Below are 24,299 nucleotides of genomic sequence, written 5' to 3'. Positions count from 1 at the left end.
CCGAGGTGTTGCCGATCGCCTGGCCCTGGTACTCACGACCCGTCCGGTTTTCGTAGACCTCGACCACCGCGTTGTCGGCATCGGCGATATCGGCCGGACTTCCCGCACCGACCGGAGCGGGCACCCGCCAGCCGCCGGCGCTGTCGGGTTCAAGGTGAATCGACAGATGGGTCGGGCCGGCGGCGAACACTTCCAGGCGATGGTGTTCCGGGCGGTGTATCCCGGCCGGATCGACCGGAATATGCACCTTACGGGTGTGCAGGTCGTAGGCCACCGACACCGGATGGGTGTCGTCGAATACCTCGCCGCGCAGGGTCTGCTCTCCGCGCGCCCGCGTGAAACCGGTTTCGACGAACTCCCGGCGCAGTGTGCCCACGGGGATCGGGCGCTGCTCCTCGGTGTGGAACGCCTTCGGTCCGAGTTGGTGCAGCCACTCGCCGAAACCGAGATCCGTCCGCTGCTCCCGGCGCAGGCGCAGGTAGTGGTCCACGAGCCGGTCGACCGCGGCGAACCCGGTCGGCTCCCGGTACGGCCCCTCGGCCTCGGCCGCGGACAACGACCGCAGGTTCAGCTCGTTGCGGGCACCGACGGTGGCTTCCCAGTACCCGATGTCCCGGGACCGTTCCCAGAGCACATCGGCGTAATCGCTGCTCGACAAGGACAGCTGTCGCAGCACGTTCATGTGTTCGCCCGGTCGCGCGACGACGCGCAGATAGGGCAGCGAATCCGGGCGATGGTATTCCACCAGGACGTTGTCGGAGAGGACAACCGGACCGCCGCCGGTCCGGCCGGGTCGCACATCCGGCCCCAGGTCGTTGCCGATCTCCTGGAAGCGATCCCAGACAGCACGCCAGATCCGGTGATCGTCCGCGCCACGCACCGCCGCCGACCCCTCGGAACCGGGGGCGGTCACGACGGTCTGCGCACGGGGCCCACCCCACGCGGGATCGTCGAGCTGATCCACAGCGTCCGCCACATCCAGCAGGACCACGGCAAGCTCGGACTCCGTGAGCTCCGAGCTCTCCTCCCTCAGGAAATCCAGCACCTCGCGATACGCGTGGATCTCCGGTGTCGTGGCGTCGGGGTTCTGCTGTAGTGCACGCTCGGCCTCGGCATACGCGTCGGTATAGATCTCCTCCACCGTGCTCTCGACCACGAATACACCGCGCGCACGCTTGGCTCGCAGACCGGCGATCATCTCGGCCAGCCGCTCGGCACGCCACGCGAGGGGTCCCTGGACTGCGGCGATCAGGCTGTCGGCGCGCAGCTCCGGGGTCTCGGACTCGGCCGCGGAATTTCCGTTTTCGCCCGCCCGAAGTGTGCCCATATGAGCGCTGAGATCACGGCCGTCGACGCGCGGCCCCAGCGTGTCGAGCGACAGCCGCACCGCACGCATGCCGGCCCGGTGCGCAGCGGCGTGATACATCGGGCGATGGTGACTCACCTGGTCGTAGGATCTCCACGCGATATCGAAGGCTTGTTCGTATGCCTCGGTGTAAGCGCGCGAGAGCGGATCGTGGGGGTCGGCCGACGCCTCGACCGTGCGGAATCGCGGACCACCGAGCCTCCGGCCTTCGGCCTCGGTGATCAGAGCCGCACGGTACGACAGTGCATACGCGTCGGCCAGGAGATCCCGCATCCGCTCCACGGAGTCGGCCGAGCCGACACTCGACGGATCCGGTGCGGATTGCCGACCGGCAAGCTGCTCCGCCATCCGTGCCGCGACGATGAGGGTCCCGCTGTACCGATCAGGATCGCCCTCGGCATCCAGGGTGACCGTGTTGCGCACCGGGTCGTAGCCGGCCGCCGGCCCCTGCTCTATCCGGCGCCCCTCGGCATACACCACCCGAGCGTCACGATCGGAGCGGAACTCGACCCCCACACCGTATCGCTCGAGGGTCTCGATCGCCCAGACGGCGATGCCCGCTTCCTTCCCTCCCGACAGAATCGTGCCGGCCATGCGGCTCGCGTGCTCAGCCGACGAGCCATCGCTCCGATCGTCCGGGGGCGGTGTGTCCTCTTCGCCGGCGTGCACGGAGCCGGCGCCGGACAACAGTTGCCGGCCGCGTATATCGTCGGTTTCGCGTCTTTGCGCCGCTGCGGCAGCCGGGAGGCCGCCGACCCAGTCGAATCGCGCATTCGCGGCATCATGGCAGGCCTTGTAGTCATCCTCCCTACTCAGCAACCGCTCCAGTAATTCATGCTCTACGAGGCGAATATCGGACGCGCGCAGCTCATCCGGAGTTCGCTCGCCCGCAGCCGGCTCTCCCGTAACAAGGCGAAGGATTGCCTCCATGACCTGGAAATCGGCATCGAAACGACGACGGACTACCTCTCCTGAACCCTCATCGAGCAGATCATGATCATCGACGAACAAGTAACACAGCATCGGCACCAGTTCGGACTCGACATCGAAACCGACCCGGCTCCAATTTCTTTCGACCCTGCACAAAGTGCAGGCGATCGCCTTCGCCATGGCGCGTGGGTCACGCGCCAACTCCGCCCGGACCACGTCGTACAGCCCGCCGGCCCACTCATCCCGCCGGTCCATCTCCGCCGGCGCCTCCAGCTCGTAGCCGGTCGCGATCTCACCCAACACCGCCTGATCGGCGATTTCTTCGAGCCATTGCCCCATCCGGATACCGTCCGTGGCCTCCAGAATGCGGGTGTGAGCCGTGAATTTTATTGCCGACCAAGCCACATCGACATCGAATTCAGGATCGACATCGGTTCCGGTATCGGCGAGGCGATCGCGAAGATCACGTTCGAAGCGTCGCAACTGCTGGTTCAGAACGTCCCTATTACCCACCCGCACAGCGGTCTTCACCAGGCCCACGGCCGACCCGTGCGCCAGCAACGCATCCGCATCTACACGCTGAGTTTCGGTGTAATCGATACCTGGACAATCGTACAGTCTCTGCACGAACGAGGTACTGGGCACCCTCTCATCGGCTTCGATCCGCCTGAGAGTTCGCTCGACAATAGAGAACTTCTCGGCAAACTCTTCCATGGTGAATCCCAGATGATATCGACAGGCTGTGACGACACTTCCGAATCTGGAATGCTCCGCCGGGTCGATATCGAACGAATCGACCAGCCCAGGAAGAAACGCCAGTGCAGCGACGCTCGAATGCTCGACCGAAATATCGAGGCCGGTAGCCAGTTTGAACAGGCTGCCATCGAGCCGTTCTCGACCCGGAGAAATCTCCACTCCCGACACAGCCTGATGGGAAACGCCGGCAATACTCGCGAGCTCCTCCTGATGCAAACCCTTGCCGAGACGACGAGCAGCAAAGAAACTACCGAGACCACGATGTTTTACGGGGTCCGTGCTGAACGAATCGAACTCGGCAAGGAACTTTTGCGCAAAGAGATCTCGATGCCAATCCGGGACGGCGAGTGCCTCCAGCAATTTCCACCATCTAATTGGAATAGGTTCTCTCTTACCTTCCTCCGCCAGCCGAATCGATTTTTCGGCGATATCGGCTTCTGCCGCGAGTTGCCACCGAGTCACCCTTTTGTTCTCGCGGCAGAACTTCAGCCATACGCGAGGATCTGCCGTGAGTTGCAAATCGGCGATGGCGAAAAGCCAATCCTGCACGGGCGCACCATCGGGGGCGTCGAGGATCCGGGCACGAATCTCCGATCGCAGGGATTCGATGACGCCCTCGTCCGGCGACTCCACATGCAAGGCAACACGTGCACGAAGAGCCTCATCATACGGGTGCAGCTGTTGGTCGAAATGATCGGTGAGATCGATATTATCGTTTCGCGCGACCACTTTCAGCCAAGCGATCCCCGACTCGGCACCCCGATCCAGTGGTACTCGGTTGTGCACTTCGACGGTGCGCGGCGATTCCAGAGCCTCATTCTCTGCGGTGCGTCGGCTCGAATCGTCCGTTCGCTTCTGCGCCGGAACGGTTCTGAACTCTTCCGGATCGCCCAGCTGGAACTTATCGACTATCTGATCGCGCAGCCGGTTCGGGAGCACGAGTACGTCGAACAGCTTCTTCCAGGTCGCCGGGGTGAACTCGTTCCCGGCCTCATCCTCGATCCCGGCGTGCATCTCGTTCGAAGCACCGGCTGCACTGGCGACTTCTTCGAAGCCGCTCCAGCCTGCCGCCATCCCGAGGTCGGTGAGCAGGCGGGCGAAGCCGACCCTGGTGCTGGGATAGTCGTCGAGGCGGTGGGCGACGGTGGTCAGAGGTGTCGAATCCACGTCCGACAGTGTGCTCATCAGAATGCTGATGGTCGGATCGTCGAAGACCACCAATCCCCGGTCGCCCAGCACACCCTTGAGCTGGGTGGCCGCGGCGGACGGCTTCCGGAGCGCGTGGAAATATCGGCCCCGGGCTCCTTGCTGGATTTTGCCGAGATCATCGATGACCCGGGCCAGCAACGGGGCGGGTGCGCGATCGATCACCCCGTGCAGATGGGGTAGCGAGTCGGTGTGGTCCAGGAGTTGCGGCCTGATGATGACGTGCCCGATAAAGGCATCCGCCTTGGCACGATCGAGCACTTCGAGGTAGTGGCGTACCAGCTGCTCATCGTCTTCGGGTACCCCATGGGCGTCGCGCCAGGCTTGCTGGGCGCGGCCGAGCGCGGCCGCGGTGATGATGTGCGCCACCCATGGATCGTTCTCCACTTGCCCTCTCCACCAGCCCCTTTCACGAAGCCAGGCCAGTTCGGCCCGCATCTCCTCGTGGATGCCGGGGCCGAGTTTCCGGTGCAGTTCGCCTGCGGCGGTGGTGAAGGCGCGGCCGCGGGCACGGCGTAAAAGGCCGGGGGCGAGCGTATCTGGACCGGGGCCGGGTTCAGGCCGGGCGCCCTGGACGTAGGGGCCGGGGCGGCGGGCCCGGTGTACTTCTGGCGACTCCGAGTGGGGTGTGTTGTCGAAGGGGTCGGTGGCGTCGCCATCGTCGAACAGGGGGTGCAGGGGGTGGCCGTCGGGTTTTATCTCGATACCGTGGATCAGGTCGTGCACAGGGTCGAACCGGGGCGGGCCGAATGCCTCCGGTTCATAGGTGGACGGATCGAAATCTTCGGGCTCGTAGGCGGCGGGGTCGAATTCGGGGTCCGAGGCGGGATCGATGAGGCGCAGGGTGCCATGGTCGTTGACGACGAAGGCGGCGTGGGCGGTGGGTTCTCCGGTGGGGGTGTGGTGCGGGGTGATCGTGATCCACATGCCGCGGCCGTGGCCGCGGCGGCCGTCGGCAGTCGGGTCATTCTCGATGGGCTCGGTCAACGCCTCGGCGACGGACAGCAGGCCGTCGCGGCCGGATCCCTGGAAACTGTTGTGTCCCTGCACCATCCATGACATGGCCAGAACGGGCACACCCTCGTCGCCGATGACATCGTGGAACAACGGTGTGGGGAGGTTGTCGTCCAGCTCGCCGTCGGTGGTGACATGACTGTGAATGACCGGCTCGGCGACACCATGCCTGGAATACCAGGCGTTCGTGGCGGCGGCCGACCGTGCCACACAGTTGGCGTCGATGGTCCCTGCGGCACCGCCCCGGTCATCCTCAGCGGAGTCGCCGGGGTCTCGAGTGTCATCCGGCCCCGGAAGCACTTCCGCCCGCAGTTCCGGCGGCAGTTCCCTGGCCAGGCGATACAGGAAGGGCTTCCGTTGCGAGTCGACTTCCACGAAGCCCTCACCGACCAATTCCTTCAGTTCCCGTCGGACAGACTCGTACGGCCGGACAGAATGAATCGGCATGTCGAGCGCAGAGGTGAGTTCGGGCGCGCTCATCGGACGCTCGGCCAGAAGCTGGGCAATCCGCACCTGCCGGTTCGACAGGGGCCAGGCGGCCCGCCGTGCCCAACGCCCAGGGCCGCTGTCCTCGCCGGGCTGCCGGGTGTCGCCAGGCACCGGACGCATTTCCGGGGGCAACTCCCTGACCAGGCGATAGAATACCGGCCGGCGTCGCGATGCGGCTTCCGCAAAGCCCTCATCGACCAGAATCTGCAAGTCCCACCGTACCGACTCGTTCGGCACACCGAGTGCCGAACTGAGTTCGGGTGAGGTCATCGGACGCTCGAACAGAAGCTGGGCGACCCGCACCTGGCGGTAGGTCAGGGGTCCGTCCATCGGCAACGCCGGCGCACCGGCGACCACCGGTGTCTTGTTCCGAGCGTCCGGCAGCAGGCGGTAGCGGGTTTGTGCCCCGTCCCGCACCGGCTCCACGATCCGCAGGCCCTGCAGTGCTTGAATCGCTGTGCGAACTCGCTTGTCCGCCGCGCCGGTCAGGTGCGCCAACTGCGAGGCACTACACTCTCCGCGCTCGTCCAGGACTGCGACGATTCGCGTCTGCATGTCGGTGAGCGGCCGGTCGGTGCTCACCGCCGTCGCATCCTGTCCGGCATGCCCCTTCACCGAGGCGACATCCCGGCTGGCTTCGAACAGCCTTTCCGCTGCTTCCCACTCTGTCTCCGGAATGCCGAGAGCCCGGTACAGGGCTTTGCGAAACTCCGGGTCGGCGGCGGGCCCACTGCGGGCCCGCTCGAGCCACCGGATCGCGGTGACGGTGACATCCAGAACGTTCGCGAGTTCCTCCGCGGACATCGGTCGCGAACTATCCCCGGGCGACCGAGCCGCCCAGCGGCAGGCGGCGATATAGCTGTGGAAGGTGGTGTGCTCCGCGGCGGACGTGCTGAACGAATCCGGTTGTCCATCGGCCAATTCCGCCACGATCGGATTCCACAGTGGTCGCGGCAACGACACCAGCTCGAATACTCCGCCGATAACGTCGATCGCACCGCGACTCGAGGTCTCGAGTGAGTGGGTTGCATTGGTGCGGAAACCACCCAGCTGATCCATCTGGGTCTGGCTGGTGAAACCGTTGGCACGACGCAGGTCGGCGGCGAGAGTTCCCAAGTCGGGGTAGGAATGTCGATCGGTGCGGAGACTCCGATGTGTGGACCCGAAGCTTCGGATGCGTTCGAGCAGCGTGTCGAGCTCGGCGTCGTCCAGGCTGACGGCACTGTCGTCGGTGATCCTGCGGATAGCCGGCGCGACGATATGGGGCGGCGTGCTCTCGATGCGCTCGCGGAGATCTGGCCGGCCCGCCAGCGCCGCACCGTTATCGCGGAGCAGGCGCGCCTTCCGAGCGGCCGCCGCCGGAGCGGAGCGGATGGCCTCGGCCCGGGCGACCTCGAAATCCCGTTCCGGGTCCACACCGAGCTCCCGGCCGCGAACGGCATCGAGGGCGCTGTGCAGGGCATCGATGGTGAGGACGTAGGCGAGCCACGGATCCCCTTCGGGGTACTTGCTCTCGACCTTCCCGTAGACCTCCGGCACGAAGTGGGTCCGCAGCCGCGCGACGGCGAGCTCATCGCCCTGATGCGCCGCCCGCACCAGTTCGCCCACCTCGAGCCGACCGGGGGCGGTAGCGGCCACGTGTGGGTCCGGCCGGATATCGGGGTCGTTCTCCGGCCGCCCGTCGCTGTTACCCGCACCCGAGCGTAGCGGGCCGAATCGGCTTACGTACTCCTCGCGTTGAGCACGCAGCGGCGTCAGACCGGTTACCGTCTGCAGGCCGTATTCCCAATCCGAATGACCGTTCTTCAGGCGCGAATTGGCGCGGTTGTGCCGCTGTTCCCATGGCTCGTCCGGATACTGTTCGGCGAACGCGATTTCGCCGATTTCATGCTCGAGCAGCCGTATATCGCTGGTCTTCAGTACGGCGGGGTCCACTTCGTCGGAGTTCCAGTCACCGCGAACCATCCGGTAAATAGCCTCGACGATCTGGAAATCGCAGTCGAAATCACCGTAGTAGGCGGTTCCGTCAGCGGTCTCGAACCAATGCCCGTCCACAAAAATATACGTCAGAACCTGTTTGATATCCGCACGGGTGAACGGCGGCTGCCCCTCCTTACGCTTCACGCCGGCGAGGTTCGCGACGATTTCTTGGAGCTCGGCCTCCGGACTACCCGCCATCCAGAGGCGAATCAGCCGGTACTGCTCTTGGGACCAGGCGTACCACAGCGACGGGTCGGCAGGTTTCTCGCTGATCACCTCCGCAAGGCGGCCGATATCGCCCGGATTCACCAGGTGCGCGGTTTTCGGTGTCCACTCCACATTGTCGGACCCCGCGGGCACCCAGGGCTCCTCAGCCGCTCTGTCGTCGGCCGCTCTGTCGTCAGCCGCCCCGTCGCCGGCCGACGCGGCATTGTCCACTACGCTCCCGGCCGCCGCACTGTCGCCCGCTCCGGTCTCGGCCGGGAGAAGGCTATCGGACAAGTCCGGTCGCTCCCGGAAGAATCTTGCGCTGACCGCGGCGAGGTCCTCGGGCTTCGCGAGCACCCGGACGAGGTCCACAACCCAGGGTTTGAGATCCCTCGGCCGCCAGGTCTGCCTGGTCAGTGAACGTGCGAATTTCTGGGGCCGACGGCCGATCAGCTCGGCGACCTGATGCTGGGCGATTCCCCGGTCGAGACGGCAGGCAAGGAGGTAACTGCCGAGCGTATTGTGCGCGCCGTGGGTGGCACTGAAGGAATCCAGCCCGTCGATGAATCTACGTGCGAAAAGATTCCGATCCGACTCCGGGACATCCAGCGCAAGCAGCATTGTCCGCCAGCGCCCAGCAGTGATTTTCTGACTGCTCATTTGCGCCGCTACGACGAGAGCTTCCGAAATTTCCGGGTCGGGCACCATGTCGGCGAAGTCTTTACCGGACAATCCCTTGGCGGTGAGAAGTGCGACAAGGACGTCTCCGGGCGAATGGTGCGCCGCCACCTTCGTACTGCGAGTCTTGGGAACGAGGGAATCGACTACGCGAACTCCGGGCGGCGGCTCGGACAGGCCGTATGCGCTCGACGACCCGCCCCTCCTGTAATCGACGAATCCCTGGGTCTCCAATCGTCGCAGTGCTTTCAGAGCTTGGGTCTCCGACACTCCGACCTGTACCGCCGCGTCTTCGACGCTCCTCGGTCCATGGCGCAAGAACTCCAGCAGATCCCACTCGGTAGATGTCACCAGCAGGTCGAGCGGGGCACCCTGCTGCCCCGGCCGACCCGATGCGGCCCCGCCCGGGTCCGACGTTTCGCTGGCGGGTCCGGAGTTGTCGGCGCCCGAACGGATCGGGCCGAAGGTGGCCAAACCCAGCTCGCGGTCCTCGCGTTGCCGAACAGACAGTCCGGCGATCCAATTCGACCCGTTGTCCGGAAGCCTCTTCTCTGCGCGGACGTGTATATCCCGCCAGGGCTCGACGGGAGGCGCGAGTTGGTCTGTGCGTGGGTCCGACTCGATCTCGAACAGTTCGTGCTCGAGCAATACCCCCGTGTGCGGGCTCCAGCGCCCTGCGATGAGCTCGTACAACGCTTCGAGGAGCTGGAAATCCGGGTCGAGATGGTCCTCGTAGAGTTCACCGGCATCGTCGTGTAGCAGGTGTTGCGACAGGAATATGTGGGTGAGGATGCTCGAGATCTGCTCGTGGGTGTACGAGGTGCCGTCATAGCGTAAGGCCCCGGCCTCGGTGAGGGTGCCTACGATCGCGTCGATCTCGGTCCGGTCGCCCGGGTTTGCGCGCATCCGAGCGCGGATGAGCTCGTACTGCCGTGCGGCCCAGGCCTGCCACAGGTAGGGCTCGTCCGGTTTCACACGGTCGGCGAGTGCGAGCTCGAGCCATCCCCGCTGTGGCGGTTGCGCGGCGCCGGGGCGGGACAACAGTTCGGCCAGTTCCGATTGGGCCGCTCGCACCGCGTCGGCATCTCCCCGGAGATACGCTGCATCGGCCTGGGCTCGAAGGGAATAGCAGGACAGCCAGTGGGCACCGGTTTCGACTGAACCGGTCAGGTGGGTTTCGGCCAGCCTGCGGCGATACTCGGCCACGGAGTCCGCTGCGCTGGACCGGATATCGCGCGCCGTGGCCGCGGCCTGATCACGGAGGGACTCCCCCGGCCGGGGGCCGATCCGGTTGTCGTTCACGCGGCTGTCGGCCAGGGCCAGCAGATAGTCGATTCCGGCACGGCAGGCACGCTGATAGGTCTCGTACACCTTGTGCCGCCGGGCAATCGATACCAGCGGATCCCGCGCGGGATCGGCACAGAACTGTTCGGCCTTTCCGGCCGCGAAATTCAGCTTGCCGAGAATTTTCACGAGCGGATCTATGATCCGGTCCCGACCGGCGCTTTCGGTGACGTCACCGATTCGGATCTCCACGCCGATGTCCAGCACCGTGTGCAGGGCCTCGTTCATACGGGTGGTGGTGAATTCCGACACCGCGCCCGCCACGTCGTCGGTCAGGCTACCGGGTTCGATGCCCGGCATGTCCACGAGCGTGCCGAAATCCCCTCCGGCCAGGATCACCTCGGCGCGCAGCCGCAGCATCTCCTGTGAGGCGGCGAGATACTCGAAGTGGGCGTGGGCGGTGTCGATCCGATACTTCGCTATCCGATCGCCCATCAGGCGGTCGGCGAGTCCGCTACCGAGACGGTCGGCCTCGCCGGTCAAGTGCTGCTGGATGACCCCCGCCAGGGCTTGAATACCCTGCTGTCCCCCGTGCTTCGCTCCCGTTTCGCCGGCGATCCGACGCAACGTCTCCTCCGCCGCTGCCTTCCGGGACTCGGCCGCCGCGAACGCGTCGAGCCAGGCAGAGCGGAACTTGTCCATCGCCTGTCCGGGATCGCGGGCCAGCCGCCCGAGTTCGGCCGCTTCGGCGAGACGGTAGTCGCGCTCGGCGCGGGCGGCCCGGCGGCCGACCTCGTCGCTCAGTGCGCGTCGGTACTGTTCGGTGCGAGCGGTCCAGTCGGGTGGGGTTCCCTCGTCCGGGCTGTCGTCCGCCTCTCCGCGCAGTGGCCGGATCGCTCGCCAGTCCGCCAGCCGCGACATCAGCTCGGATAGGGTGCCCGAGTCGTCCAGCGTGAGATCCGCGGCGATACCCCGCAGATCGCCGAGTGCCAGGCCGCGACGCAGGGCGGCAACCGCGACCGCCTCCTGCTCCAAGGACTCCACCTCGTCGAGCGAAGAGCGCAACACCAGCCGATCCAGGCTCCACTCCGCATCTGGCTGGGGAAGATCGCCCTCGGAACCCTCGGCCATCGGGCGGGCGAGATCGGCCCAGCCTCGGTGGTATTCGATCGCAGCATCGAGCATCACCTGGCGGATCGCATACAGCACCGCGGGCCCGCGCAGAGAGTAGTCCCCGTGGAACGTGGCCGCCGAGTCGTCCAGGGCTTTCTCGATCTCCGCCCGGAGGACAATCATATTGTCGCGCAGAGATTCCGGCTGGTCCCGCTCTGGATGCATCAGATCCAGGCGTTGCATATGCTCGGCTGTCCGCAGCAGGTGGCGACGGGCACCCTCGAGCCGTTGCCAGGCCACCTGGCGGGCGAGCTCGCGCATCTCGCCCAGCGCGGCCTCGGCCGCGACGAGCGCCGCACCGTCACCGCGCAACCTGGCCGATTCCGCCTCGGCTGTCGCGGATTCGAGTGCCGAAGCGATGGCCGTCCGGCGTACCCGGCGCAGATCGGCGAGCCTGCGATGGGTCCGCAGTTCGATCGATCCGGTGGGGATGTCCACCTCGGGATCAGCCAGGTCGCGCAGTTCCTCGACTACCCAAGCCTCGCAGTAGTCGATATGCCGGCTCACCTCGTCAACGAAGCTTTCCACCTCGGACGATTCGGCTGAGTCGTGCTCGACTCCCAGTTCCCGGGCCCGGCGCACGCTCGCACGGTAAGTGTCCAGTCCTCCCTGCCGATGGGCGTTCTGGATTTCCTCGTCCGCCGCGGTTACCGCTGCGGACGCATCGTCGGCACGGGAATTCGGTTCCGCCGCGGGATCGACGGTGCCACCGGTTTCACCGATCGCGGCACCGGCGACCGCATCACCCGATTCGACAGTCGCTCCGGCCTCCGGCGCATAGTTCGCGGGGCGGCGGAAATACACCTCGGCGTAGGTTCGTTCGCCCGCGGCGTATTCGGGCCGGACATCGGAAACGCGCACCTCGGTGAACCCGTACTCGGCGACAATCCGTCCGGTGGCGGTCATGGCCGCGGCCTCCGCCTCGGAGAAGCCGTCCTGTACCGCGGCGTTGAAAGTGTCCAGGTTGTCGAACGAACCGCTGTCGGCCGTCCACTGCCCGCGCACCACAACCACCTGGTCGCCCAGCGCCCGCATGAGATCGGCGAACATCACCCGGTCGCTGGGGGTGTGCTCCCCGGCCAGCATCTGGAGCGACAACTCGCCGTTCCGACTCACCTCGCCGAAGATGCCGTACCTGGCATCATCGCCGTAATTGTTGACGTACACCGATGGTATTCCGGGCCCGCGCCCGGATTCGATTCTCCGCGCCGGGCCGTGAGAGGCGTCCCATTCGGCGCCGTGCAGTTCTTCGTGAGTGTGTCCACCCTGCACCGGCCGGTGACCGGCGATGAACTGCATGATCAGCGCATGGGCGGCGCCGTCACGCCGTCGTGGCAGTGCCCGCGGATCCGCACCGGGGCCGGCGAGCTCCGGATTCATCCGTACGGTCTCCCGTTCGAACCATTCCGCGTACTCCCGGACCCGGGATTCCTGCGGGGTCATCGATGGTGGCGGGCCGGGCAACTGACCGATCCTCGCCGCCTGCCGCAGTTCGGCCAGGACGGTGATCTCCCGGTGAAGCGCCCATCCATCGATATCGAGCATCGCGGCGTTGTACCGGGCGCGGCCGCCCGCACCACGATAGCGATCCCGATCCTGATTCAGCGGGCCGCCGGCCTTGGCGCGATCACCTGCTCGTTCGGCATGAACGGCGCAGCCCGCGACACGCGCCGCCGCTTCGATATACCCGGCGCCGGCATCCACGACGATCCGGTTCAGGCCGGGGTCGAAACGCACTCCCGGCTCGGAGTCCACGACAATCCACACACCCCGTTCCCGCAGGGTGGCCAGTGCCCGGCTACCGGAGTCGGTCAGCTCCAGCAGCGTCTCGATCACCGAAACCCGGGATTCGACGGCCTCGGGCACCAAATTCTGTGGTTGGACGCCGTTGACCCGAGTCGGCCGGGCGAGGTCGAATTCACCGGCCCGGCGCTCGATCACACCGTCTTCGGATACGGTGACGGTGAAATGCCGGACCCGCGCACCGGAATGGTTCAGGATCTCGGCCAGGCCAGGGGTCGAACGCACTATTTGTTCGTGCTCGCCCGGCGCGGCCACCACCAGAATCTCGTTGTCTTCCAGGACCGCGATCCGATCCCCGAACAGCCGGACCGGGCCGGATTCGCCGGCGATGAGATCGGCGCGGAATTGCCTGGCCGCCGCGACGTCCAGTTCCGACCACAGTGTCCAGACCCGCGCCGCGGAATTGGTCTCCTGGTCGAGGAGATCACCGATGCGCCGCAGGTCGTGCTCCAGCCGCCGCAATGACACCACATGGCCTGAGGAAGCGGTATGCCAGTCGTTTTCGCCCTTCCGGAGTTCGGTGCCGACAATACTCAGCAGACCGTTGATCGGCTTCCGCCACCGATTCCAGCCCGGATCCCCGTGATACATATCCAGTAGCGCCATCGCCACCGTGAGATCGAACTCCCGGCCGTCCAGCGATTCCCGCCCCTCCGGCGTGAGCTCTTCCCCGGTGAGGGCGGTGGTCGTTTCGGTCCAGCGCGCAGACAGTTCGAATCGGGCGGCCACGGCATTCCGCTCCGGGTCCGGCAGCGATCCCCCGGCCAATTCCGCTACATAGGCCAGCAATGCTTGGGTGGCTCGAGTCAACTCCGCAGCGTGGGTGCGCTGCTGCGCTCCGGCGGCGCGCAGGCGGGCCGCCGCGGCCCGGAAGTGCCCGGCGACCTTCTCGTCCGCCGGGACATAGTAGGTACCCGTGCGGACCGACCGCACCGAGTTCCAGTACTCGCCGTGCCGCTGACTGCCGGTCCGGCCGAGATCCTCGGCGCGACCCAGCCGTGTGGCCAGGTGTTCTACCGCGATCCGATGTGCTTCGTGCCGAGCAGAATCCGGCTCCTGCGCACCCAGCGCCGTGAGGGCGCGGGTGAACGAGATCCGATACAGGTCTCGATCGGGGTCCGGTGTGAAATGCCGGTAGCCGAGTGCGCGGAGCTCCTCCTCCAGCCGGTAGCGGGCCGCCGCTACCGTGGCCTCCTGCAGTAGGGCCGTCGCCACATATTCGTCGCGGTCCGCGTAGTCGTCCGGGTCGACCGTCGGCGTGTGCAGGTCGAGAGCGATCGTGGTCCGCTGGATCTCACCGGCGATCTCCAGCACCCATTCGACCGGGTCGGGTACAGCGGTGACATTGTGCGGCATTCCGTGCGCTTCGAAGAACTCCAGGATCTCCCGGCCGGAGCGGGTGCGGTGCAATAATTCCATCGCGCCGAACGGGAATTCGATCCGATAGGGCCCGAACCAGGCGGTGCGGAACAGAGCGGCCTCGGCGGTGCGGGGCATACCGGTGGCTTCGTGTTCGACGGCGGGTGCGAAGAACCGCCACGGTTGCCCGGAAGCGAGCGAGCTCGCCGCGGCGCCCCCATGCTGTTCCTCGTCATCCGGAACCTGTCGCGCCGCGGTGGAATCGCCACGCAGCTGAGCCACATCCGATTGGACGAGTTGATCGCGGACCTCGAGTCGATCCAGCAGGCGCTGGGCCTGATCGTCCGGATTCGATATCAGCCAGTGGCGGATATCATCGACCAGGTCGGCCTCCGCGAGGTTGTCGAGATCCCACAGCATGTAGTCGACATCTATGCCGTGCCGGTCACCCAGCCGTAGCCATTCCTCGCGCGCGACGGTGCCGAATTCGACACCGAGCCTCCCACCGAGCCGCAGCAGTTGTTCACGCACAGCGCTCCGACGGGACTCGGCAGCGTCCTTCGCAGCGGCCGTGCCCCGGCGGACCTGGGCCATCGCCGCTTCGAAGGGCGAATGCGTACCTGGTTCGGGGTATTCGGTGTCGGTCACCTGCGCACCGACGCGGGCCCAGGCATGATCGACGAGGACCCGGTCCAGAGCCCAGCCGATCCGCTCCAGTTCCTCGTCGAGCGTGTCCGCATCCAGCGCCCCGGACTCGTCCCGGCGTACCCCGTCGAGCAGGTTGTCGCGGCGCACCCCGAACCAGTTCCGGATCCGGGCGACCGCCGCATGTACTTCCTCCGCCTCGGCCTCCGGTTCGGGTAGGTGACCTGCCGGGTAACCGATACTCACCGCGAGAGTGTTGAGCGCGCGGACGACGGCGGCCGCACGTTCGGTGGCCGCGATCTGGATCTGCCCGTCGACCCATTCCCGGTGGCCGGATACCGCGGAGTCGCCCGCAGCCGACTGGGCAGCGTCGGGGTTGCGAGCGGCGGCCAGCTCGGCGGTGAGACGGTTCGAGGTCTCGGTGGCGGCAGTGTATTCGGAGAACTGGACGAGGACTTCCAGGCGGCGGTTCAGGACCCGGTCCAGTTCCGCCTGCTCCGTGCGATGGGCAGCGCGAGTGCCGGCCAGTTCCGCGATCCGCCAGGTCTCGTCCGGATCGCCGGATCCACCGGTGAGGGTTGCGCGCAGGCGGCGAGCCTCGGTGTCGAGCACCTCCAGGATCTCGGAGGTACGGATTCGTACCCGGTCGATATCGCCGAGGTCAGCAGTCGACGTCAGTCCGGCATCGGCCGCGTGATCGCGCAGGACTTTCTGCGCCGCATTCCGCCGAGACTGCATCAGCGTCCGCGACTCGGCCCAGGTCGCGGAGTAGTCCCGCATCACACCGTGCCACTGGTGCAGCACACCACGGCGTGTCTGTTTCACGTCGAGCTCAGCAGGGTGATTCGGGTCCTGTTCCGCTTGGTCGTCGGGGTCGTGCTCACGCAAGTGGGCCCACGCCGTATCGGCCTGCGCCAGCAGATAACGGCGGTACGCCTCCCTGATGCGCTGCTGCAGCTCATCTTCCTGGGCGGTGTAGAACAGCGTTGTGCGTTTTTCCCACGCGGGTAGGTGCGGAATGCTGTCATCATCAGCGAATTCGGCTGCGGACGAATCGGATTCATCCCCCGGCACATCATCCGCCGGTAGCCGCTCCCCGCCCCGAATCGCAGCGATGAAGTCCCCGACCTCGGGGAAATCAGCCGGGTGTATCGGTTCGTCGGTGGCGCTTTCGTCGTCGATCGGGTCCGCATCGGCGGGCGGTCCTTCGATCGTGCCGAGCAGCACCCCCATCAGCTCGTCGAAATTGTCCGGACCGAGACTGCCGTCCTCCACCTTCCGGTGGATCTCACGAAGATCGGACTCGGCCACTGTTGCGGCGAGGGCGGCAGCCTGTTCCAGCTCCTCTCGCAGATCGTCCACCGTCGCGCCGAGGGGATCGTGCGGGGTATCGACGAACCCCGACCTATCCCGGTCGAGGCCGGGCAGGCCCTCGACAGCGCGGTGGAAATCGACACATCCGCTGTGATATTCGATCGCCGCATCGAACAGCTCCCACAGGTGGGCCCTGGCATCCGGCGCGGTGCCCGCCAGATCGCGCCGCTCCAGCTGCGCCTTGGCCGCATCGACCAGCTGCTCGCCGATCAGCCGCAGTCGGTCCTGATCACCATCCGAGGACAGCAGTTCCATGGCCGCGTCGACCGGGGTCGGTGTTTCCGCGCCCACCTCGGAGCCCTGTGGATCTGCCTCCCCTTCCCGCAGCCGGCCGACGAGTGCGCAGAGCCGTTCCACACCGGCCCGGGCCCGATCCCTGGCCGCGTCCTGCCATAGCCGCTGCCAATGGCGGAATCCGGTGTCGGCGGCCTGCTCGCGGGTAGCACCGTCCCAGATCTCCAGCTGTAGTTCGGCGGAGTAGTACGCCGCCATCGCCTCGATGGTCCTGCGGCGCCACCGCAGCGTGTCGTACAGGTCGCCGCGGACCTTTCGGTGTACCCAGCCATCTACCGTGTCGAAGCCGTCATCGGCGACCGTGGAGATATCGATGTCCGGCATCGGGGCCGCGAGCTCATCACGCCACTCTCTGATCCGCAGATCGAACTCCGCAAGCAGACGCTGTGCCGCGCCGGTCGGGTCGGCGAGCCCGTCCTCGGCGCCCCGGAAGTCTATTCCGAGGAAATCCGCGGCATCGTCCAGTACCTGCACGGCGTATCGCTGCCGGTTCCGCTCCAGGAACAGTTTGAGGGCATCCAGCAGATCATGTTCGGCGGCGAGTGGGATATCCGGGCTTTCGGGATCATCGGGCTCGACCGGGCCGGTGACGTCGTCCGACTCCGGCCCCGGCTCGGACTCCGAAGCCTCTCCGCCGCCTGCGCCGGACTGCAGTCGGTAGCCACGTGCCTCATCGGCTTCGAGCCGTTGTGCCGCCATATCGGCAGGAAGGCGACCGTCCCAGTCGAATCGCGCCTTCGCGGCGTTGTGGCGAGACTTATGATCACCCCGTCCACCCCGCTCCACCAAATCGTGTTCTATCAGGCAGATATCACTGGCACGCACCTCATCCGAGATCCATTCACCCGTGACCAGGCGAAGGATCGCCTCCATGATCTGGAAATCGGCATCGAAACGACGTCGGGTGATCTCGCCGGTGGTCTCATCGGTCAGATCATGCTCATCCACGAACAAGTAACGCAGCATCGGAACGAGTTCGGACTCGACATCGAACCCGACACGGCCCCATTCCCGTTCAGTCCTGGACAGGGTGTGCCCGATGGCCTCGGCCATACCGCGCGGGTCGCGCTCCAACTCCCTGCGGACGACGTCGTACAGGGTGTTCGCCCACTCATCGCGCCGGTCTATCTCCGCCGGTGCCCTCAGCTCGTAGCCGGTTTCGATCTCACCGGACAGCACCGAATCGGCAAGGCCTTCGAGCCACTGCCGCATCCGAATACCTTCCGGGGCCTCGTAAATGCGGGTGTACGCGGTGAAATGTATTACTGCCCAAGCCTGCTCGACGTCTGCTCGAGAACCAGTGAGACGGTCGCGAACATCACCTTCGAAGCGTCGCAATTGCTGGTTCAGAAGGACTGTATTACCTACTTGTGCAGCCGTTTTAACAAGCTCCACGGCTGATCCATCCCTAACCAACGCATCCGCCGCTACAACCTGAGCTTCGGTGAAATCGAGATCGGGATGGTCGTAAAATTTCTGCAGGAATGCGGCAGTCGGCACTTCCACATCGGCTCTGATCGCCACGAGCGCGCGACGGGAAATACCGAAACGCTTGGCGAAACCTCGCCATGTGAGCCCCATACGATGACAACCTGCAGTGAGGACACTGAAGATTCTGGAATGCTTCGCAGGATCGATATCGAACGAATCGAGCCGTCCCGCCAAAAATATCAGAGCAGCATAATTCGACTCTTCGCTGTCAATGTCGAGGCCGGCCACCAGTTTGAACAGGCTGTCACGGATACGTTCTCGCCACGAAAAACCGGTCTCCGCTCTCGACAAGGTCCCATCAGAAACTTCGGCGATACTCGCGAGCTCAATCTGAGACAGTCCCTTGATGACACGATGGGCAGCAAGGTAGCTATTCAGGGAACGATGCTTCTTCGGTTGTGTGCTGAACGAATCCAATCCCTCGAGGAACTCTTGCGCAAAGAGATCCCGATACCAACCCGGAACACCGAGTCCCCCGAACAATTTCCACCATATCTCCGGCGAGGTGCCACGCCCACCGTGCTCTGCCCGGCGAATCGAGTTGTGACCGACCTGGGCGTCTGCGGCGAGTCGCGGCACATTCATCCCAGTGGTCTCGCGGTAGAATTTCAGCCATCGGCCGGGATGCCCCGTGAATCGCAGATCGATGACGGCAAAGAGCCACTCTTGTAGCGGAACATCGTCCGGGGCATCCAGGACCCGAGCGCGAATCTCCGATCGCAGGCTTTCGATGACGCTCTCGTCATGCGATTTCACATGCATGTGAACGCGCGCACGGACGGTCTCGTCGAACTGTCGCAACTGTTGGTCGAAATTGTTCGTGAGATGAATATTATCCCCTCGCACAGCCGCTTTAAGGGAAGCAATCCACGGCTCGGCACCCTGCCCTACCTCATGGTCGGGCTCGGGCATTGCCTTGTTCGATGTACCGGATACGTTGTCCCATTCATCGGTCAGAGGTGCGTCGGCCACGTCCCCGAGCCGATCCTGAGCCAAGCTATAGACGTAAGGCCAAACGGTATCGTTGTTCACCTGTACGGCACCGCTGTCTCGCAATTCCGTAAGTGTTCGATCCACCGTTACGCTGGATAGCCCGAGCAACTCCTCCAACTGCCGCGCGGTGAACGTTCCTTGTGTGAGGCAATCGAGAATCCGTCCGCGGGTATTGACAACAGCACCGGAAATATGCAACCGGAAAACGCTCAGCTGGTCGGGAAGAAATCGCCGAACTATCTCGTCGGCCAACTCCGGCGGAAGGTGGAGCACCTCGAAGATCTTCTTCCAATTCTCCGGATTAGCCTTACTGCCGTGTTTCTCGATCCTCCGGATTGTTTCTTTGGTGAGGCCCGCGGCTATATCGAGTTGATGAGCACTGGTGAACCCGGCGACCAATCGAAGGTCGAGGACCAGGCTCGCTATGTCGTGGTAGTCGTCGAGGCGGCGGACCGGGTTGCGCAGAGTTGTCGGGCCCGACAGTGCCCTCAGTAGGGTACTGGGGGTCGAGACGTCGAAAAATCCCGACGGCCCCTCGTCCAGACGAAGCTTCTCGAGGGTAGCCGCGTTCGACGGTGTGGTGAGCGCGCGGAAATACGCGCGCCGATCTTCAGGCCCGCTGCGCGCGAGCTCCTCGACGACCCCGGCCAGAGACGGCGCCCGCGTACGATCGACCAACCCGTGCAGATGAGGTAGCGACTCGGCATGAGCCAGCAGTTGCGGCCTGATGATGACGTGACCGGTGAAGGCATCCGTCGTGGCCTTGTCCAGGATGTTGCGAAAGCGGCCGACCTGCTGTCCATCATGCTCAGGCAGCTCAGGGGTATTGCGCCAGGTTTGCTGGGCATGAGCCAGGGCCTCCGCGGCAATTGTGTGCGCAACCCAGGAATCGCTCTCCACCGGCCCGAACCACGGGCGCGTCGCGCGTAGCCGACCCAGTTCGGCCAGCACCCTCTCGTGGATGCCGGGGCCGAGTATGCGACGCAGTTCGCCCGCGGCAATCGCGAACTCGCTGCCGCCACCTCGGGCGCGGCGTAGGAGATCGGGGGCAAGGGCCGGCTCGGGCACCCCCGAAGCGACCTCGGCTAGGCCTGGATCATCCCCTTCTCCGGCCACTCCCCGTCGGTCCGATGCCGGCCCATGATCCGGGCCGCTGTCGAGGCCACCATCCCGTGTGAGGCCCCGTTCTGGTCCTCGAAGTGCTTTGTCCCCTTGTCGATGGTCAGGCGCTGGTCCATCGCCTCGGTCCCCCCGAACCGATACTCGATCTCCTCCGGACCATCCTGAACCAGGCCGTAGTACACCAGCAGTGCCATCAGTCTCTCCTTCGTCCTCAGCAGCGTCCCGTGTGGGCGCTACGCTTGAATTACCCCGTTCTCCGGCCAGGTCTCCTCGCTTCTCACTTGTCCCAGGATCCGGGCTGCCGTGTCGTGCACGGTCCCCCTCGTCCGGACTCATGGCCGAATCGGAAACACTACCGCTGACATCCGGGCCCGGGCGGGGGGCGCGAGTTTTCGGTGGGGATTCGAGGGGAGTGTCGTAGTCGTAGACCACGGGAGCGACCGGGTCGCCCTGGGGGCCGAATTCTATGCCGTGGACGAGCCAGGGGACGGGTTCGTACGTGGTGGGATCGAATTCGGTATCGGTGTCGAAGGTCGGGTCGATGAGGCGGAGGGTGCCGTGTTCGTTGACGACGAAGAACGCGTGGGCGGTGTCGCTGTTGTGGGGTGTTGTGGTGACCCACATGCCGCGGCCGTGACCGGCGCGGCCCGCGGCGGAAGTGTCCCCCTCGATCGGGCGGGTCAGTATGTCGGCGACGACCTGTAGTCCCGAGCGGAGTCGGCCACGGAAAAGATTGTGCCCCCCGGCCATCTGGGATATCACCTGTACCGGGACCACGTCGTCGATATCGTGCCCGGGCAGCAGCGGGGCGGCGACCGGGTCTTCGGGGTGGTTGTGAACGACCGGCGGCCGGCCCTCGCGGTGGGGGGAGTACCAGGTGTTGATCGCTCCGCCGGACTGCCGCACACATCCACCGGGCACGGTCCGCGGTTGCCCTCGGCCATCCGGACCATCGACCTCGGCTATGCCTGAATCTTGCGGAAGAACAGCAGCGGTGGCACCGGAATCACCCTTTCCCAGGCTTCTTTCCGGGCTGTGGCCCGAGCCCACTCGTTCGGCCTCGAATGCCATGGACAGTTCGAGCGGCCCCGGATAGCCCTCCGGGGTGTAGTCGTCCAGTTCGGCGGGGTCGTCCATATTCATGGCCAGATACGGAAGTTCGCGGATGGCCGCGAAGTCCGCTGCTGCACTGAAGAAGGCGTGGGCGAGGCGGTTGATCTCGTCCAGTTCCGCGGTACTCCCGGAAGCCGGCCGATCGGCCGACCGGCGCCGCAACTCCCGCTCCATATCGAGGAAGTTCTCCAGCGTCTTGGGTCCCGGCGGGGTCTTCTGTTCGCGCAGACCGCTCCTGATGGCCATGTTTTCCAGCGCGGTGTACGCCACCCGCCCGCGGCCGATGGCGACGGCGAGTGCGGCGGTCCCCGATTTCTCGGATTCTCCCAGCGCCTGTTTCAGCAGGCTGTCATCCTCGGAGAACGTTCCGGTGTGGCCCGCGTACGGTAGCTCGGCTCGCATACGCTCCAGATCGACCCCGACCCGATCGATCCTGAAATCCAGGAAGCGAATCATGAATTCGTCCAGCCCGGGGCGCCGCTGTCCTGCCAGGAAGGCGGAGCGGTGGGCTGTGAATTCCTCGACAGCGGTCCATATCGTCCCGATATCCTGGACGGCGCGCTCGAAGGCCGGATAGTCGCCATCGACTCGCGCCAATTCGGCTTCGGCGCAATAGATTCGAAGACGCGCCCACAATACATCGCGCTGTACGAGGTAGCGGCGTTCGTCGCGCACCCGGGCACGACGGCGCGTCCACCCGGATTCGCTCGCCGTGTCATGCGCGATCTCCTCGGCCTCCGCGAGGGACCACTCCTCGATCTGGCTCACCGGATGCGACAGTGCCTGGCCTTCGACGCCCGGTGTGCCGGGAGGCAGCGACAACTCGCGGGCGATCCGCTGCACTGTGTGCACCGCAGCATTTCGCCGTTGGAGATCCAGCGCTTTGAGCCTCGGCGAGGGTCTGGCGCTCCGCTCGTCCGGTTCTTCTTTGCGGGCCTCGTCCGATTCTTCTTCGCCGGCTCGGCCGGTGGGGTGGGCGCGCCACAGATACAGGATTTCCCGGTATACCGTGTGCCAGAACTCGGCCCGGTCGGCGGCCCGATCGTCGGTGTCGAAGCGGCGATAGTTGTCACCGATGGATACGGAGTCGCTCAGGTAACCCCTCAACAGCAGCGGGCGTACATCGTCACGGCGACTCGATCGCTGTGACTCGGGTGGACGCGCAATCTCCAGCCTGTTCCAGATTGCCGCCGCGATTTTGGACGGTTGCGTCGTGGTAACTTCACGCTCGGACGATTGCTTCCTGAAGACGCCATTTTGTATGGCGATAGCCCGCATCCGTTGCTCGATGAGGTCAGGCTGGTCCCCCGTATGCTTCTCGGGAGTATCCTCGAGTCCCGTCACCGGGTCGGAACCCGCGACCTCACCGCGGAGTTGCGCTTCGAAACCACGAGCCGAATGGTGCTCGCCGACAGCCTGCTCGGCCTCCCGAAGGAGGGCCTCGGCACGATCCCTGATCCGCTGTTGCCGGGACCGAACCAGGGATTGTTCGGGATCTATGACAGGACGTTCACCGGCCTCGAGCGTCTCGAGAACGTCCGTGATCGGCTGCTGGACAGCACTTTCGAGTTCGGCTACATCATTCGTCTCAGGCTTGATCCCGAGTTCCTTACAGATGCGTCGCAGAATGCCCAGACTCACCAGTTGCTGGGCACGGGCGGCCGCGATACCCGCCGCGGTCAGATCCTCCAGCAGCTGGGAATCGGTCCGCCCGGCGTCGAGAACGACCAGGTCACGGAATGGTTCGTAATGGCTCGGCCGAGATCCGAAGCGGATCTTCCGGTGCGTGAGGATCTCCTCGCGCGGATCATCGGGCGGCAGCTGACTCCGCAGTCCGGCCACCCGGGCTGTGGTGTATTCATCGACTGCTTGCGGATGCCAGCCGGACAGGGACGGCCAGTCATCGCTGGGTCTGGGATCGTCGATCTCCCAGTAGAAGACCTCTCCGCCACCATTGATATCCAATTGCCAGTACCGGGTTCGAGCTCCCGCCGGTGGGTCATCCACCGTCCCCCGGAGCCATTCGTGATCACCGGGCTTCGCGACAATCCACACTTCTCCTGGTTCACCGGGTACCACTGCCACCTGATCCCGGGACACGCCGGCGCCTTCGATATCGCCGGTCCACTCGGTGAGTAGCCTTCTCGCCACGCTCCGGACTTCATCGTCGTACCGGCTGTCCGCGGCGGCCGCGGCGGCCTCATAGTCGGCGAGCAGATCGCGGGCGCGACGCAGATCAAGTTCCTCGCGTCGCAAACGTGCCAGTTCCGGCTGACCGGTGTCCCTGTCGTACCCGGCGATGTCGGCCATCACCCGCTGCTGTGCCGCCGTCAGCTGCGCGCGGAGTGCGTTCCGTTGGTCGGCGCTCGCCGGCAACGTCGGGTCGAAGTCGATTCCGGTCAGGTCCGCGACGGCCTCGGCGAAGGCTTTCGCGCAGGTCTCGGAGTTTCGACGGATCACAGCTCGTTGCCACGCGCTCGATCGAATGGTCTCGCGGGAAGAAGGATCTTCCGGAACGTAGCGATGCCGGCCGGAGGCAGCCGTGTCGGCGGGGTGGCCGTCGCGCAACTCCTGTGCCAGCCACTGCCGCAGTTCCGTCGTGGATCTCGCCGGATAGCCCAGGTGATCGGGCACCGGGTTCTGAAGGGTCCGCACGAGCTCACCGACCAGGGCTCCGATCCCCTCGTCGCCGAGCTCGTATGGAACAAGGTGCGCGCGTATGCAGTCGGCGAAGGTCGGGTGATCGCGGAGCGGATCGCACAGCTCGTCGAGGGCAATCGGGTACAGGTACTCGCCCAGTTCCGCTACGGCTGTGTCGTGTGCGCGAGCGCGCGGCTCGGTGCCGAGCTGCGTGATCGAGTCGCTATCCGGTTCGGAAAGAGCACGATCGAAGAGCTCGTGGTACTTCCGCTCGGCCGCGCGCATACGCGCCTCGGGACCGGTGTTCCCACTCTCGCGGAGTGCGTCGATATCCGGACCGGAATCTTCGGCCGGGCGCGCGTCAGGCACTCCGAACTCGCGG

The 24,299-nt window shown here is 65.4% G+C and carries 1 protein-coding gene (cut by both window edges); it reads right to left on the bottom strand.

All 24,299 nt of this window come from inside a single coding sequence — locus tag ACIA75_RS16770, FHA domain-containing protein, on the bottom strand. Of the gene's 64,335 coding nucleotides, 26,639 precede the window and 13,397 follow it; the stretch shown corresponds to coding positions 26,640-50,938, spanning codon 8,880 (partial) through codon 16,980 (partial); the first complete codon in reading order (the gene reads right to left) occupies nucleotides 24,296-24,298. Both codon boundaries (start and stop) fall beyond the window edges.

This window comes from Nocardia sp. NPDC051750, from assembly GCF_044453135.1.
Lineage (GTDB): Bacteria > Actinomycetota > Actinomycetes > Mycobacteriales > Mycobacteriaceae > Nocardia.
Note: the sequence above shows the minus strand (reverse complement) of the source record. Positions and strands in the feature narration are given on the sequence as shown.